This is a genomic window from Aequorivita todarodis, from assembly GCF_028561335.1.
Taxonomy (GTDB): domain Bacteria; phylum Bacteroidota; class Bacteroidia; order Flavobacteriales; family Flavobacteriaceae; genus Aequorivita; species Aequorivita todarodis.
The window spans coordinates 1-16642 of the sequence record NZ_JAQQTG010000020.1 but is presented as its reverse complement, the minus strand read 5'-3'; the positions used below and the strand labels follow the sequence as shown (position 1 = coordinate 16642).

Below are 16642 nucleotides of genomic sequence, written 5' to 3'. Positions count from 1 at the left end.
ATTTTGGAAATTATTTTTTCGGGAGAATTCTTCGTAAAATTCATGCCAATCTCCAATATTTTGGGAACCTTGCTAATCTTCCTGAGTATCGCTTTTTATTATTTGGAATTGCTAAAGAGCGATCAAATATTGCAGGTTCATAAAAGTGTGCCCTTCTATGTTTCGGTGGGAGCGCTGATTTTCCATCTCTGCACCACGCCATTATTTCTTTATAGCATCTATTATAGTAATTCCGTTGACCCCAGCTTTGTCAGTTTGTACAGACAGGTTATCTTTGGGACTAACTACTTGTTATATTCCATATATATAGCTGGATTTTTAATATGCTTACGGAAAAAGGACCCTTACTTCCCCAAGAGAAACTTTTAATAGTTTACTTTATAGCGGTACTATTGTTTTTTGCGGTCTTCGCAATTGTTGTAGTTGTCGCTTTTCAGCGTCGTAAGAACAAATTTCTCAAAGAGCGTTATGAAGCCGAAAAGCGCTACCAAAGAGAACTTGCCAATTCGCAGATAGAAATCCAGGAACAGACCCTGAAAAACATAGCTTGGGAACTTCACGACAATGTGGGCCAGTTGCTTTCGGTAGCCAATATCCAGTTGAATGTTCTGATGAATTCAGCCCCGGATACGTATCACGCCCAAATAAAGGAAACAAAGGGGGTAGTGCAGGAGACCGTACAGGAAATTCGGTCGCTTTCTAAAGTTTTAAACAATGACGTGGTCCTGAAAAATGGATTGCTAAAATCTCTGCAAGTGGAACTGGACCGGTTTAACCGTTTGGACTATTTAAATGCGTCCTTAAAAATCTCTGGCGATATCGTGCCATTGAGCAGTGCCAGTGAAATCATTGTCTTTCGAATCCTTCAGGAATTCCTATCAAACGTTATCAAACACGCAAAGGCTTCAAAATTATTCGTACATTTAGATTATAAAGAAAAAACACTGGAAATAACTGCCGAAGATGACGGTGTTGGTTTTGATACCTCGTACAAAACTGACAGTTCCGGAATGGAAACAATGCATAGCCGCGCTGCGCTACTGAATGCAGAATTTTCCATAATTTCAGAAATAGGAAAGGGTACAAGGTTGTCTATAAAATACCCATATAAAAGCATATAATGACCCAAGAAAAAAAACATACCGTAGCCATAGTTGACGACCACTCCCTTTTTGCCGGTTCTTTGGAAAAGCTCATCAATTCATTTCCCAACTTTAAGGTGCTTTTCCACGCAAAAAATGGGGTGGAATTACAGGAACGCATTGAAAAAGAAGGTGATTTGCCAGACATCGTATTGCTCGATATCAATATGCCGGTAATGGACGGTTTTGAAACGGCTGAATGGCTGACGCTAAACCATCCAAAAATAAAAACCCTGGCACTTTCTATGGAAGATGAGGAGCAGACCATATTGAGAATGTTGCGCAAGGGTGCAAAAGGATATTTGCTGAAAGACATTCACCCGGAAATTTTAAACACCGCCCTGCAGGAATTGATAGATAAAGGATATTACCATTCCGAAAAAGTTTCCGAAACCCTTCTGCATTCCTTAAATCCCGATGAAGAGTTGGGGTTGATGGATTTTAAGGAAAATGAACTTACCTTCATCCAATTGGCCTGTTCTGAAATGACTTACAAAGAAATTGCGGAAGTAATGAAGCTGAGCCCTAAAACTATTGACGGTTACAGACATGATCTTTTCACCCGACTTAAAATTAAGAACAGGGTAGGATTGGTGATTTTTGCTTTGAAGAAAAATTTGATAAAGCTTTAATTGCAAGCATTCCAAACCGAATCTTCGGGCGTTGGCGCTTCAATAGTGATTTTTTCTTTTTGGACCGGATGGATCAACGTTAACTTTTTAGCGTGAAGGTGAATGCTGCCGTCCGGGTTGCTTCGGTCGAAACCGTATTTCAAATCTCCTTTTATGGGGCAACCAATAGCCGAAAGCTGGGACCGGATTTGATGGTGCCTTCCGGTTTCGAGAACCACTTCCAATAAATAATAATTGTCCAGTTTTTTCAGAATTTTATAATGAAGCACCGCTTTTTTGCTGTCCGGCACTTCTTTGGTATGGGAATAGGATTTGTTTTGCTTTGGGTTTCTTTTTAAATAATGTGTAAGTGTATCTTCGATTTTTGGAGGCGTGTTTTTAACGATGGCCCAATATATTTTCTCTGTTTCCCTTTCAGAAAACATTTTGTTCAACCGCGTCAATGCTTTTGAAGTTCTTGCAAAAACCACAATCCCGCTTGTGGGACGGTCCAACCTGTGGACAACGCCAAGAAAAACAGCACCCGGCTTGGCGTACTTTTCTGCAATATATTCCTTTACAACCTCTGAAAGGGGGGCATCGCCCGTTTTGTCGCCCTGCACAATATCGCCCGGGCGTTTGTTGACCACAATTAAATGATTGTCTTCAAACAGAACTTGAAGGTTGTCTTTGTTGCTGTGTGTTTTTGGATTAATGGGTATGGGGTTTAAAAGTTTATGGGTTTAAAAGTTTATGAGTTTATGGGTTTATGGGTTTATGAGTTGAGGAGTTTATGGGTTTAGAAGGTTTAGTTTCGAAAAAAATATACTTTGGAATTTGGAATTTGCTATTTGGAATTTTGTTTGAAATTTCCTCTCAGTATTGTTCATTTTCGTTCGGAAAATCACCGCTTTTCACGTCTGTACTGTATTGGCTAAAAGCGTTTTTCATTTCGGTATATAAATCGAGGTAGCGTCGCAAAAAACGCGGATTGAATTCGTGGGTCATCCCAAGCATATCGTGGGTTACCAAAACCTGGCCATCAACGCCGTTTCCGGCACCGATCCCAATTACGGGGATGCTTATTTTTTCGGCAACTTCTTTGGCCAATTTGGCCGGCACTTTTTCGAGGACCACTGCAAAACAGCCCGTTTTTTCCAGTAAGATAGCGTCTTCAATCAGTTTTTCAGCTTCTTCTTCCTCTTTCGCCCGAACGGTATAAGTCCCGAATTTATAAATGGATTGTGGCGTTAGGCCCAAATGCCCCATTACGGGGATTCCCGCGTTCAAAATGCGTTTTATCGATTCCTTTACTTCCTTGCCGCCCTCAAGCTTTACTGCGTGGCCGCCACTTTCTTTCATGATTCTAATGGCAGAACGCAAGGCTTCCTTTGGGTCGCTTTGATAGCTTCCGAAAGGTAGATCAACCACCACCAAACTGCGCTCAATAGCCCGAACTACCGATGCTGCGTGATATATCATTTGATCCAAGGTTATTGGCAGGGTGGTTTCATGGCCTGCCATAACGTTTGAAGCAGAATCGCCTACCAAAATTACGTCTATTCCGGCGCTGTCAACGATTTTGGCCATGGTAAAATCATAGGCCGTTAGCATGGAGATTTTTTCACCCTTCTTTTTCATATCTACCAAAGTTTTGGTAGTGATGCGCTTATATTCTTTTTTGGCTGTTGACATATTCTCTAAAACTGGTTTTAATAAAATGTAAAAGTACTATTTTTGAAGAGTAACCAAGTAAAATTTTCAAGATGAAATCTGTATTCCTTCTTTTTTCAATTTTAATGGCAGCCCAGAGTTTTGGCCAAGAATCGCTCTCTACGGAAAATGCCAAAATAATCATCAATATTTTTATGGATGGGTATCGTGCGGGCGACACGCTAAAAATGAAATCGGTGATGCACCCCAATATGACCATGAATCGCGCCTATCTTGATACCGAGCAGGAAAATATTCTAATGTATATTAGAGCTTCAAATTTGCTTCTGTATGCAGCCACAAAGGGAAAAGAGCTGAATTGGGATGAGCAATTGACCGATTTTATTGTTAATAGCGACGGTAATCTTGCGCACGTTTGGGCACCTTATGAGTATTATCTGGACGGAAAATTCAACCATTGTGGCGCCAATTCATTTACGCTGGTATATACGGACGAGAGTTGGAAGATTCTGAACATTATAGATTCCTTGCGCATTGGGAGCTGTAAGAAGGAATAATTTTAGCAATCGCTAATATTCACTTGCACGGCAAGACCGCCCTCGCTGGTTTCCTTGTATTTAGAGGTCATATCCTTGGCCGTTTCCCACATGGTTGCAATTACTTTATCGAGTGGCACTTTTGCCTTTGAAGGATCGCTGTCCAAAGCCATTTCACAGGCATTTATGGCTTTAATGGCACCCATCGCATTGCGTTCAATACACGGAATTTGGACCAAGCCGGCAATGGGGTCGCAGGTCATTCCCAAATGATGTTCCATTGCAATTTCACTGGCCATCAGGCATTGTTCGGGCGTGCCGCCCATTAGTTCACACAGGGCACCGGCGGCCATGGAGGAGGAAACGCCGATCTCTGCCTGGCAGCCGCCCATCGCCGCTGAAATGGTAGCGCCTTTTTTGAAAATACTGCCAATTTCACCCGAGGTGAGCAAAAATTTACGGACATCCTCAAAGTTGGCATCGTGGTTTTCGATTACCATATAATACATCATCACGGCTGGAATTACCCCTGCGCTTCCGTTGGTTGGCGCTGTAACCACGCGTCCCAACGAAGCATTCACTTCATTTACGGCCAATGCAAAACACGAAACCCACTTTAAAATCTGACGGAATTTTACCTCGGTGTTTCTAATGGCGCCAATCCATTCTTCCGCATTTGAATACTTAGTATCGCCAATTAGGTTCCTGTTCATATCGAAAGCTCTTCGCGTAACGTTGAGCCCGCCCGGCAAAGTACCTTCCGTATGGGCGCCAACGTACATGGAATCGAGCATGACATCCCAGATTTTCTTTAGACCGTCATTTATTTCGGCTTCGCTTCGCAATGACTTTTCGTTTTCGAGTACTATTTCAGAAATGCTTTTTCCTTCAGCCTTGCAATATGCCAAAAGCTCCGTTCCTTTTTCAATGGGGAATGGAAATTTCGCAAATTTATCAAGTTTAATCTTTTTGTTCTTGCGCTCTTCTTTTACAGTAAATCCGCCGCCTATGGAATAAAAGGAAGAAGATTTTTTGGAGCCATCCTTCAATGTGGCCCTAAAAGTCATTCCATTGGGGTGAAACTCTAAAAACTTTCGGTTGAAGATGATGTTTTGCTTCGGAAAAAAGGGAACTTCCAATTCGCCGTTCAGTTTCAATTTATTTTCTGAATTGATAAAATCAATTTCTTTTTCTATATCTTCAATGGGAAAGGTTTCGGGGTCAAACCCCATCAATCCCAGCATGACCGCAATATCTGTAGCATGCCCTTTTCCGGTTAATGATAACGAGCCATAGAGATCCACTGAAATTGCCACAACGTCTTCAAATTGATTTTTTTCTTTCAGTTCCTCAATCCATCGCAAGGCTGCGCGCCACGGACCTAATGTATGCGAACTCGACGGCCCGACGCCAATCGATAACATGTCAAAAACGCTGATACTTTCCATTCAAATTTCTTTTAAAAACAAAGATAGCATCTTATTTTGTACTGAATTGGGAATTTAAGTGCCTAAAGTTAAATGATGTATTCTTTTTAGAAGATTTGATCAATATTTTAAGATTCCCCTTTGGGCCTGCCTGCCGAAGTGGCAAGCAGGCAGGGGCTCGGAGGCTTTTATCTCCTTCTATTGGGCAACAGCGGCGGCGGCGTACCCGTAAACGGGTTCCAGCGGCCGATGCTCTTGGCCTCCATTCCGGCGGCGCGCATCACGGCCCGGTCGCCGTAACGGTCGCGCATCTTGTCCATCGCATGGTAGAGGTTGATTATTTTTTCATTGTCGTCAAAAAGGTCTATCTGGAAACCGCCTTCCACCAAATGACTGAAGCGAACGCCCACCATCCGCACCAACAATCGGCGCTGGTACAATTTTTTAAACAGTTCCATTACCACGGGAATAATTTTATGGTCTGCGGAACTGTAGGGTATTTTCTGCTGCATCGTATAGGTCTGAAAATCGGAATACCGTATTTTGAAAGTAACGCAGGCAGTAAGCTTATTGCCCCGCCGCAATTGAAAAACCAGATTCTCGGCCATCGCAATGATGATGCCTTCCAGTTTTTTCACATCGGTAGTGTCGCGGTCAAAGCTGCGTTCGGTAGATATGGATTTACGCTCGGTATATTGCTCTACGGGCGTATTGTCTATACCGTTTGCTTTCTGCCAAATGGTCTGCCCGTTCTTTCCAAAAACTTTGGTCATCATTTCTACGGGCATTTCTTGTATTGTTTTTATTTGTTTTATGCCCAGATCGCAGAAGGCCCGGTAGGTAACTTGACCCACCATGGGAATTTTGTTTACCGATAAAGGGGAAAGAAAGGGTTTTTCGGTGCCTTTTAAAATATGGATTTGGTTGTTGGGCTTTGCCTCGCCCGTAGCAATTTTTGAAACGGTCTTGTTAACGGAAAGTCCGAAGGAAATGGGCAATCCGGTTTCTCTGATAATACGTTGCCGTAATTCCGAAGCTAATTTTTCGCAACCGAAAAACTTGTCCATTCCCGTAAGGTCGATATAAAATTCATCTACCGACGATTTTTCATAGAGCGGTACGCTTTCTTTTATAACGTCTGTAACCGTATCAGAAAATTTGCTGTAAATGCCCGCATTGCCCCGCACCACGATGGCTTCGGGGCAAAGCTGCCGCGCCAACTTCATCGGCATGGCCGAATGGATGCCAAAGCTCCGCGCCTCATAACTGCACGAGGCCACCACGCCCCGGTCGCTGGTACCGCCTATCAATACAGGTTTGCCAATTAACTTGCGATCCAGCAAGCGTTCGCAGGACACAAAAAAGGTGTCCAAATCCATATGCACTATGTTTCTTTTGTCGTTCATTTTTAAAAAATTGACTTAGGGCGATAAGACGTGGGACGTAAGACAGCATGAACAAGCTGAGACAATCCCGAAGGAATTACATATTTATAGAAAAAAGATGGACAAATAGGTATGCGACCCCATCGGGGTCGAACCTCCGGATAACAAATGTTTTCTATAAATACTTGAACCCTTCGGGTTCTGTTCTTGTGTTTTTTTAGTCCTACGTCCTACGTCTTATAGCGCAGCGGTCTTACCTCTTATCGTCTTCCGGCTATTATCCGTAACAGTTCCCCCTTCGGGCCTGCCTGCCGGAGACACGTAGGCAGGGGTTAGGGGGCTTGGACTATACCGCGGATCTTGGATTATCGCCAATCGCTCCATTTTTAAAACTTCAATATTTATGCAATCAAATTCTTCAATCACTTTGCCGGTTATGCTGTAGATTCCTTTTCCGCGGAAGCGATATTGGTTGGCAACCGGGGGAAAATGTACCGTATCCACAAAATGGCCATCGCGGTCCACAAAATTTCCAAAATACATATAATCGCCTCTTGAGGTGCGGGTTCTTTTAGTTGTTATCAAGTATCCTTCAATAGTTATTGTTTTTCCTAAAAACTGTGGAAGATGTGCGGCCCGTAATTTATTTTCGGAAGGATTTGCAAGCAATTCAAAAGGACTGCACAGCGGAAACCCCAATAGCTCCATTTCATCAAAAGCATCCTCCAGCGCCGTGTGCGGCAGGGAAGGGGTTTTGTAATCAATCTTTTTGGTCTTAAAGAGCGTGTACACATTTTGCTCAAAACTCACTTTGTTGATTTTCATATAGGCTTCCCAGAGCAGTTCGCGTTTATTTCTTCCCGTAAAACGGAAGGCATTTATCTTTATAAGAATGGCGGCCTGCTCCATCCCGATGGAAACGCGTTCCAAAAAATCATCCAAACTTTCAAAAGCACCGTTTTTAGTGCGTTCCGAAACAATTTTCTCAATAAGTTTCGATTCAAGGGACTGAAGAAAACTTAAACCAATGTAAATATCCCTTCCGTCGATAACAGTTTCGCCAAAACTGCAGTTTATGCAGGGCTGCAGGATGTTTCCGCCGTGCATTCGCGCTTCGTGCACATAGAGTTCCACGCTGTAAAAACCTCCGCCATTGTTGAGCGTAGCCACCATATATTCCAAGGGAAAATAGGCTTTCAGAAACAAACTTTGGTAGCTTTCAACCGCGTATGAAGCGGAATGACCCTTGGCAAAGGCATACCCCGCAAAACTTTCAATCTGCCGCCAAATATCAGCAGTTAGCGATTCGGGTTTTCCGTCCTTTTTACAATTCTCAAAAAACCGGTCCTTCACTTTTTGGAATTCCTCCCGCGAACGGAACTTGCCACTCATTCCCCTTCGCAACATATCGGCCTCGCCCAAATCGAGACCGCCAAAATGGTGCGCCACCTTTATAACATCTTCCTGATAGACCATAACCCCGTAGGTTTCGGGCATAATGTCCAGCAAAACCGGATGGGCTTCCCGGCGCTTTTCGGGGAAACGGTGGCGCAAGATATATTCGCGCATCATCCCACTTTTGGCAACGCCCGGCCGAATTACCGAACTTGCCGCCACCAACCCCAAGTAATCATCTACCTGCAATTTTTTCATCAACATGCGCATTGCGGGCGATTCCACATAAAAACAGCCGATTGCCTGTGCATTCCGCAATAAATGTTTGATGCGCGCATCTTCCTTAAAACGCTTTATATCATGAATGTCAATAGGTCTTTTTTTGGGATGGTTGTATTTCACTATTTCCACCGCATCTTTTATTTTTCCGAGCCCGCGCTGGCTTAAAATATCAAATTTATAAAGTCCTATGTCCTCTGCAATTACCATGTCAAACTGCGTGGTGGCGTAGCCTTTGGGCGGCATAAAGGTGGCGGTGTAATGGTGGATTGGTTTTTCTGAAATCAAAATGCCGCCGGCATGGATACCCAGATAGTTGGGAAACCCTTGAATGTATTGGCTGTAAACAAGTACCAATTGCGAAAGTTTGTCCAGCGTTTTAAAATTGCAGTCCTGTGTGCAAAGTTTATCGATCTCTTCTTTGGGAAGCCCAAAAACCTTTCCCAATTCGCGAACCGAAGCTTTAAACTTAAAGGTGTTATAAACGGCAATAAGGGCTGTGTTCTTAAATGTTTTGAAAATAAAATCGATAATGTCATCGCGGTCCTGCCACGAAAAATCGATATCGAAATCGGGCGGATTTTTTCGATATAAATTTATGAACCGTTCAAAATAAAGGTCCAACTCTATAGGGTTTACATCGGTGATCCGAAGTAGATAGGCAATAATACTGTTGGCTCCGCTGCCGCGCCCCACGTAAAAATAGCCTTTGCTGCGGGCGTATTTCAAAATGCGCCAATTGATGAGAAAATAGGAAACAAAACCTTTCTTTTGAATGATGTCCAGCTCCATTTCTATGCGCGACAATACTGCTTTTGAAGGTCTTCCATAGCGATAGGGAATGCCTCTATACGCCAAGTTTCTCAATAAACGGCAATCGCGTTCCTCGTTTCTGAGATAGGATTTTTGGTTGCACGTAGTCTCTTTTGAAAAATCGAAATGAATAGTGCAGCACTGCAGCAGGTTTTCTGTGTTTTCAATAAGCTGCGGAAACTCTTCAAAGACTTTTTTCAGTTTTGCAACGGGAATACACATATCGTTTTCACTGCCTTGTTCCGAAGCGGGCAATTTGCTAAGCAAGGTATTGTTGTCGATAGCGCGCAGCAATCGGTGTGTGTTGAATCCCTTTTTATCTTTGAAAGTTACCGTATGCAAGACTACCAATTTATGCTGCTTGTTTTTCCACGGTGAAAATTTCAGCCGGTTTAGGTCTTCTATTTTTACTCCCAGAAATTCGTTTTCCAAAAGCATTTCCCCTTCAAAGGAAGCGAATGGATAGATTACGAATGTATGGGGAAGCTGTTTCGCTTTGGAAGGAATTTTTAAGTTTTCGGCACCTTGGCGTAAGTGCAGAAATTCAGATAGATAATCATTTATATTCTGATAACCTTGATTGTTTTTTGCCAGTATTACAAATTGCTGCTTTGCGCCTTTTCTGAAATCTACCCCGAGAATTGGTTTTATATTGTATTGGGAAGAGAGACGGACAAATTCTAAGCCTGCCGATGTAGAATTGACGTCGGTGAGCGCCATGGAAGCAATGCCGCTTTGGTTTCCAAAAGTAAACAAGTCATTGATTTTCAAGGTTCCGTAGCGTAGGCTGTAATAGGTATGGCAATTCAAAAACATAGCGTTGGATTTATTCCAAAATTATGGAAATAATCCAATATCAAAAAGAAATTCCAAAAAAATAAATCCCAAATTCCAAAAAAGCGACTTTTGGAATTTGGGATTTGTTCTGATAATTATTTCTGTCTTCAGATTTCCTGACTACTTGAAGATGAATCTATTTTTTTACAATTTTTTTAGTTTCAGTTTGACTATTTCCATTTATAATTTTCACGAAATAAATTCCTTCTGTTAAAGTTGAAATATCCACCTGATTTTTTTCTGTGGAAGTGAAAAGCAATTGCCCAAGATTGTTATATAGGGTTATTTCTACAATAGGCAGGGTAGATTTTACATGTAGCAATCCATTGGTAGGGTTGGGATAAATACTAAAAAGGTTGGTTGAATTTTCTTCTATACCTAATGGCCCACGATTTTCTAACCAAATAACTTTTGTGTCATTAAAATCGAATGAGGCGGTAAGAATATCCATTTTGCCATCGCCATTGTAATCATCGGTAAAAAGGGAGGATACGCCTGTCAAATCTGTAAGAAGAATTTGTTCAGTCCCAAAATTTCCTGCGGCATCATTTTTAAACCAACTTATTTTTCCCGCTTCATTGTTTGCGGCAATTACGTCGTTGTTGCCATCTGCGTCAAGATCCTCAACCCATATTTCGTAAATAGGCTCAGCGGTTGCAAAAACCATTTGGGCTGTCATAAAAGTGCCTTGGCCATCCATATTTTTAAACCAGACAATTCCATTTGGAAAGGAAGTAGAAACAACGTCCAGATAGCCATCATGATCCATATCCTTGGTTATTACTGTCCTTGTTCCATTGGTCTGATCAGATATCATTTGTTGTGGGCCGAATGTTCCCTGTCCGTCTGTGTTCTCGTACCATACCACCATATTATCCACAGAGTCGGCATAGGTTATATCCAAATCGCCATCTCCGTCTATATCACTAACTTCAAATGCTTCCGAAACTGATATGGAATCAGAGATTATTATTTGTGGACCAAAATTGCCCAATCCGTCCAAATTTTCCATCCAAATAAGGTGATAATCCCCTACGGCCACGAGATCCATATCGCCGTCATTATCTATATCGGCAGGGTGCACGACCAATGCGTAATGTAATTCTGTAACGGGGTGGCCGTTACCAAAGGTTCCTTGACCGTCTAAATTCTCAATCCAGGAAATATTGGGATCGTATCCCCAATTTGCTACAACTACATCCAGATCGCCATCATTATCCATATCCGCCGCTTGTATAAAATTTGGATCATCGATAAGTATTCCTCCAGTAATTCTTTTAAATGAGGAAAAATTTCCATTTCCATCAAGGTTTTCATACCAAGCAATAACATCTGCAAACCACGAAGTGACAAGCACATCCTCATCACCATCACCATCCATATCTGCGGAAATTGCCGTTTCTACCCCCTGAATGGTGTCATTGTCCGTAATTAAAAGACGGGGATCAAAACTTATTTGCGCGTTACACATTATGGTTAAAAAAAAGGCCAAGATTAAAAATAGTCTTGTTTTCATTGATCTATGCATTAGGATTAATTTTATAAGGCTTAACTACACTTTATGCTTATATCGAAAAAATAAATTAATGTCATCATTAAAAATAGTTTAAAGTTTCCAGTTCTGCCACCTTGTCAGAAACCTTCCGCTGGCACAATCATTGACTTAGACAGACCGTGCTTCGGTTTCCGTTTAGCTTGAGCCTATGGAAAGGCCCAGCACCCGAGGGACAAATAGTTTTGAACATTAATAAACAATAATAATAAACAATAAAAATAAAAGAGATGAGTAAAATAATTGGAATCGACTTAGGTACAACCAACTCCTGCGTTGCCGTGATGGAAGGTAGCGAGCCAACGGTTATTCCTAACGCCGAAGGAAAAAGAACAACTCCTTCCGTAATTGCATTTGTGGAAGGTGGCGAAATTAAAGTAGGGGATCCTGCAAAACGCCAGGCCGTTACAAACCCTACAAAGACCATCAGCTCCATTAAGCGATTTATGGGGAACAAATATTCCGAATCAAAAAGTGAAGCGGAACGCGCTGCCTACAAAGTGGTAAAAGGCGATAACGATACCGCCCGTGTAGAAATTGACGGACGTATGTACACCCCACAGGAATTGAGCGCGATGATCCTTCAGAAAATGAAGAAGACCGCCGAGGATTATTTGGGACAGGACGTTTCCCGTGCGGTAATTACCGTTCCTGCATATTTTAACGATAGCCAGCGCCACGCAACCAAGGAAGCCGGTGAAATTGCCGGTCTTAAAGTGGAACGTATTATCAACGAACCCACTGCGGCAGCTCTAGCGTACGGTCTTGATAAAAAGGGAACCGACCAAAAAGTAGTGGTATTTGACTTTGGTGGTGGTACGCATGACGTTAGTATCCTAGAATTGGGGGACGGCGTTTTTGAAGTACTTGCTACAGATGGTGATACCCATTTGGGAGGTGATGATGTGGACCAAAAGATTATCAATTGGTTGGCCGATGAATTCAAAAAAGAAGAAGATTTTGATCTTCGCAAAGACCCAATGGCACTGCAACGTTTGAAGGAAGCCGCCGAAAAAGCAAAAATTGAACTTTCTTCCGCAGCGCAAACCGAAATAAACTTGCCATACGTTACGGCTACCGCCAGCGGACCAAAACACTTGGTAAAAACGCTGACCCGTGCGAAGTTTGAGCAATTGATCGAAGATCTTGTAAAAAGAACCATGAAACCTTGCGAAACCGCAATGAAAGCTGCCGGTTTGAGCAAAAGCGATATTGACGAAGTAATTCTTGTAGGTGGTTCCACCCGTATTCCTGCGGTGCAGGAAGCCGTTGAAAAATTCTTCGGAAAAAAACCACACAAAGGAGTAAACCCAGACGAAGTTGTGGCTGTTGGTGCCGCAATTCAAGGTGGTGTATTGACCGGAGATGTAAAAGATGTACTTCTTTTGGATGTAACCCCACTTTCACTTGGTATTGAAACTATGGGCGGTGTAATGACCAAATTGATTGAGGCCAACACTACCATTCCTACCAAGAAAAGTCAGGTATTCTCTACTGCGGCAGATAATCAGCCCAGTGTTGAAATCCACGTATTGCAAGGGGAGCGCCCCATGGCGAACGACAACAAAACAATCGGTCGTTTCCACTTAGACGGAATTCCACCAGCGCAGCGCGGGGTGCCACAGATTGAGGTAACATTTGATATTGATGCCAACGGTATCATTAAAGTAAGCGCTACCGACAAGGCTACAAACAAAACGCAGGACATCCGTATTGAGGCTTCTTCCGGCTTGACCGAAGAGGAAATCAAAAAGATGAAAGCAGATGCCGAGGCAAATGCTGAAAGCGATAAAGCTGCGAAAGAAAAAGTTGAAAAACTGAACGAAGCAGACGCAATGATCTTCCAGACTGAAAAGCAACTGAAAGAGTTTGGCGATAAATTATCTGATGATAAGAAAAAGCCAATTGAGGAAGCTTTGGAAGAGTTGAAGAAAGCTTACGAAACCAAAGAGGTGAGCAATATTCAGCCAGCTTTGGATAAGATTAACGAAGCTTGGAAAGTTGCTTCAGAAGAAATGTACAAAGCCCAGGCAGACCAGCAAGGTGCCCCAACCGGTGATGCCGGAGCAGGAGCAGAGCAGGGAAGCACAGGCGGCGGCGCGGAAAACAGCGACGTTGAGGATGTTGACTTTGAAGAAGTAAAATAAGTTTTTAGAAATAGATTAATGTGAAAACCGCAGCCTGAGAGGGTTGCGGTTTTTTTTAATGATTATTTCTATTTCAGAGTTTCAATGAAAATTTAAGATTATCATAAACAGAAATAATATCCTACTCTTTAGATATGCAATAGCTTTAAATAACCTTTTATCTCCATAACGGAGGAGGATAAGAGGATTACTATTCCTCTAAAAACCTTCCGAGCAACCGATTCGTTTTCTGTGGTTTTTCCAAAACAAGGGTGTGCGCTGCATTTTTGATTTCCGTCCATTGTGAATTGTAAATATTTTGATGATATTTTTTGGCGATTTCATGAATGTCCAATGCATCCAATCGTCCTGTAATCAGCAAAGTTTTTGCCATTAAGGTATTTATTTGTGTATTGTCTGAGAGCTTGGACCACGATTCGTCCCAATGCGCATTTACATTTTGTAACATAATTTGTTCTATGTAACGCCGGACGGGTTGCTTTAATCGTGTGGCGGGCTGGCCGGGGCCATCGGACCAATTACGTTGGAAATATTCTACAAACAAGGCCTTCTGTTTCTTTTTTCTGGCAAGTTGTCGAAGGTCGTAATTTTGCTGTGCCAGCGAATCCTTGAAATAGTCCCAACCGTTCATTCCCGGTGAAATCAATACGAGTTTTTCTACGTTTTCGGGATATTTCAGACTATAATCCACAGCGAGCATTGCTCCCCATGATAGCCCCACAAGGCTTATTTTATCAAGTTTCAGCCGGCTGCGCAACTGTTCAATAATTTCATAACCGTAAAGTTCCTCTTCGCCATTCACGGTGCTACCGTGACCCAGATCGTCAAAAACAATGGTTTTGTATCCGTTGCGGTTTAAATATTCCACTTGGCTGTTCCAAATGCTATGGTCCAGATAGCCGCCGTGTATTAAAATGATTGGGTTTCCATTTCCGGCCACTTCAAAATAAATATGATGGTCCTTTATTTTGAGATAATTCTCGGCTGTCTTTTCCAAAGATGAATTCTGCCCAACCATCGCAGGGCCTTGAAGGGTAAAGATGGAGAAAAGTAAAACTATAATTTTCATCGTCATAAATAATAAAGGGAACTTCCTACCACTGCGAAGGAACGTTATCAAAACCTGCAAACCATACCCAACGCTTAAAATGAAGTAAAGAATTATAATTATTTAGTTATCAATGCCGTGCCAAATTAAAAGTTAGGTGCTTAGGGCGTATCTTTAGGGTACATTCTTAAAGAGAGGATGCTCACTTAGGCGTACAAATTTAAAACCTTCTATTATGAAAACAACTATTTCAAAAATACTTTCCACTACGGTCCTGCTATGTTTCTTGGTAGTTTTGGCACCTACAGTTACAGCACAGGAACTAAAAAATCACTTGGAATATAAGGGAAAGATTACTGACGGCAACACCCAAGAGCCCCTGGAGGCGGTAAGTGTAAATTTGAAAAATACCAACATCAGCACCATCAGTAATATTGAAGGAAAGTTTGTGTTGAAGGTTCCGCAAAATATGACCGATGGCAGCTTAATATTTAATTTCTTGGGGTATCAACCAAAGGAAATTTCCCTTAATACACTTTCAAAAAAGGAAAACAAGATTGCGCTAGAGCCAAAAATAACACAGCTTTCAGAGGTAAATATTGCTACATACCTCAATGCGGAAGCCTTGGTAAAAAAGGTTTTTGAGAAGAAAGCCGAAAACAATTTGAACGATCCGGCGGTGATGACCGCTTTTTACAGGGAAACCATTAAAAGACGAAACAGGAATGTTTCCATTACCGAAGCGGTCGTAAATCTTTATAGACAACCCTATACGTCCAATTCCAAAGATGTGATAGAATTGCACAAAGCCCGAAAAAGCACGGATTACAGACGTTTGGATACCGTGGCATTTAAGTTGCAGGGCGGGCCATTTGCAGCCTTGTACTTAGATGTGATGAAATATCCCGAATATCTTTTTACCAATGAGACCATTGGCGACTATACCTACAATTTCGAGCCACCAAGCACGATCAACAGCAGGCCGGTATTTGTGGTTTCGTTTTTACAGAAGGAAAGGTATGCTGATGCGTATTACAAAGGAACATTGTACATAGATGCCGAAACATTGGCACTGGCCAGTGCGAGCTACAACTTGGAGATCGTAAATGAAAAAGAAGCGAGTAAGTTGTTTGTGAAAAAGAAGCCCAATGACATCAACGTCTATCCTTTGGAAACTTCATATCACGTAGATTATCGCGAAAAGGACGGAAAATGGTATTATGGCTACAGCAATATGCAACTTACCTTTAAAGTGGACCAAAGAGGAAAACTTTTCAATACCAATTATACGTTGGCTACCGAAATGGCTGTAACCGACTGGGAAAACAATGCTGCCGGCTCCAAGGCAAGTATTGAGAAAAAGTTGAAACCCACAGTGGTCATGAGCGATGCGGTTTCCGGCTTTTCCGACCCAGATTTTTGGGGACCCTATAACGTTATCGAGCCCGAAGAATCCATAGAATCTGCAATCAATAAAATTCAACGGAAGTTGGAACGAAACAAGGGTTAAAAGTATTGTTGATAGTAATTGCGAAAATGAAAACTGCCCAACAGCTGATAATACCGTTGGGCAGTTTTTTATTGAAGTTTAATTGAAGCACCATCAATAATTTTCGGTGTATTGTTTAAAATTATTCATGATAGCTTGCCATCGGTCCCACTGTATTTCAAAAAAAGAAGCCGTCTCAAAACCTGGGGCGGCTTTTTCTATTAAAAAGCTTGCTTAAAAATTGGTTATTTTTTATCTTTAAGTACTGACAATCAAAGATATGAATACCAATTTTCAATCCTACAAC

Annotated in this window: 12 protein-coding genes; 5 read left to right on the top strand and 7 right to left on the bottom strand. The window is 42.0% G+C overall.

Features of this window, described 5'->3' with window-relative positions:
• Nucleotides 1–323 precede the first annotated feature (323 nt).
• Nucleotides 324–1121 carry a sensor histidine kinase gene (locus POV26_RS09265; RefSeq protein WP_272856198.1) on the top strand — a complete coding sequence of 266 codons (798 nt, stop codon included), beginning with the start codon at nucleotides 324–326 and terminating at the stop codon, nucleotides 1119–1121.
• Nucleotides 1121–1774, top strand: a complete 654-nt coding sequence (locus POV26_RS09260; RefSeq protein ID WP_272856197.1) for a response regulator transcription factor — start codon at nucleotides 1121–1123, stop codon at nucleotides 1772–1774. Before POV26_RS09265 ends, POV26_RS09260 begins: the two co-directional genes overlap by 1 nt.
• Here POV26_RS09260 and POV26_RS09255 read toward each other — a convergent pair.
• Together POV26_RS09255 and panB are read right to left on the bottom strand one after the other, a co-directional pair.
• Nucleotides 1771–2469 (bottom strand): RluA family pseudouridine synthase, encoded by a 699-nt coding sequence (locus POV26_RS09255; protein ID WP_272856422.1) that lies wholly within the window; start codon nucleotides 2467–2469, stop codon nucleotides 1771–1773. The two genes, POV26_RS09260 and POV26_RS09255, sit on opposite strands and share 4 nt — an antisense overlap.
• Before the next feature lie 160 nt (nucleotides 2470–2629).
• Nucleotides 2630–3448, bottom strand: a complete 819-nt coding sequence (gene panB / locus POV26_RS09250) for a 3-methyl-2-oxobutanoate hydroxymethyltransferase (RefSeq protein WP_272856196.1) — start codon at nucleotides 3446–3448, stop codon at nucleotides 2630–2632.
• A 71-nt stretch (nucleotides 3449–3519) separates the two neighbouring features.
• On the opposite strand from panB, the gene POV26_RS09245 reads away from it, so the two are divergent.
• Nucleotides 3520–3984, top strand: a complete 465-nt coding sequence (locus tag POV26_RS09245; protein WP_272856195.1) for a hypothetical protein — start codon at nucleotides 3520–3522, stop codon at nucleotides 3982–3984.
• Between the two features lie 2 nt (nucleotides 3985–3986).
• On the opposite strand, the gene POV26_RS09240 is transcribed toward POV26_RS09245, so the two are convergent.
• The 4 genes from POV26_RS09240 to POV26_RS09225 form a co-directional block, all read right to left on the bottom strand.
• Nucleotides 3987–5411 carry an L-serine ammonia-lyase gene (locus tag POV26_RS09240; protein ID WP_272856194.1) on the bottom strand — a complete coding sequence of 475 codons (1425 nt, stop codon included), beginning with the start codon at nucleotides 5409–5411 and terminating at the stop codon, nucleotides 3987–3989.
• A 167-nt stretch (nucleotides 5412–5578) separates the two neighbouring features.
• Complete coding sequence (dinB, locus tag POV26_RS09235; RefSeq protein ID WP_272856193.1) at nucleotides 5579–6796, bottom strand: DNA polymerase IV; 1218 nt, start codon at nucleotides 6794–6796, stop codon at nucleotides 5579–5581.
• 216 nt (nucleotides 6797–7012) lie between these two features.
• The gene (locus POV26_RS09230; RefSeq protein ID WP_272856192.1) at nucleotides 7013–10078 is read right to left on the bottom strand and encodes a DNA polymerase III subunit alpha; all 3066 of its coding nucleotides are present in this window, start codon (nucleotides 10076–10078) and stop codon (nucleotides 7013–7015) included.
• 157 nt (nucleotides 10079–10235) lie between these two features.
• Entirely contained in the window at nucleotides 10236–11570 is a 1335-nt protein-coding gene (locus POV26_RS09225; RefSeq protein ID WP_272856191.1) for a T9SS type A sorting domain-containing protein, read from the bottom strand.
• A gap of 311 nt (nucleotides 11571–11881) precedes the next feature.
• On the opposite strand from POV26_RS09225, the gene dnaK reads away from it, so the two are divergent.
• Nucleotides 11882–13798, top strand: a complete 1917-nt coding sequence (dnaK, locus tag POV26_RS09220) for a molecular chaperone DnaK (protein WP_272856190.1) — start codon at nucleotides 11882–11884, stop codon at nucleotides 13796–13798.
• A 190-nt stretch (nucleotides 13799–13988) separates the two neighbouring features.
• Here dnaK and POV26_RS09215 read toward each other — a convergent pair whose 3' ends face one another.
• Nucleotides 13989–14867 (bottom strand): alpha/beta fold hydrolase, encoded by an 879-nt coding sequence (locus tag POV26_RS09215; protein ID WP_272856189.1) that lies wholly within the window; start codon nucleotides 14865–14867, stop codon nucleotides 13989–13991.
• 214 nt (nucleotides 14868–15081) lie between these two features.
• Here POV26_RS09215 and POV26_RS09210 point away from each other — a divergent pair, with 214 nt between their 5' ends.
• On the top strand, nucleotides 15082–16356 hold the full coding sequence (locus POV26_RS09210; protein ID WP_272856188.1) for a carboxypeptidase-like regulatory domain-containing protein: 1275 nt from the start codon (nucleotides 15082–15084) through the stop codon (nucleotides 16354–16356).
• The last annotated feature ends 286 nt before the right edge of the window (nucleotides 16357–16642 follow it).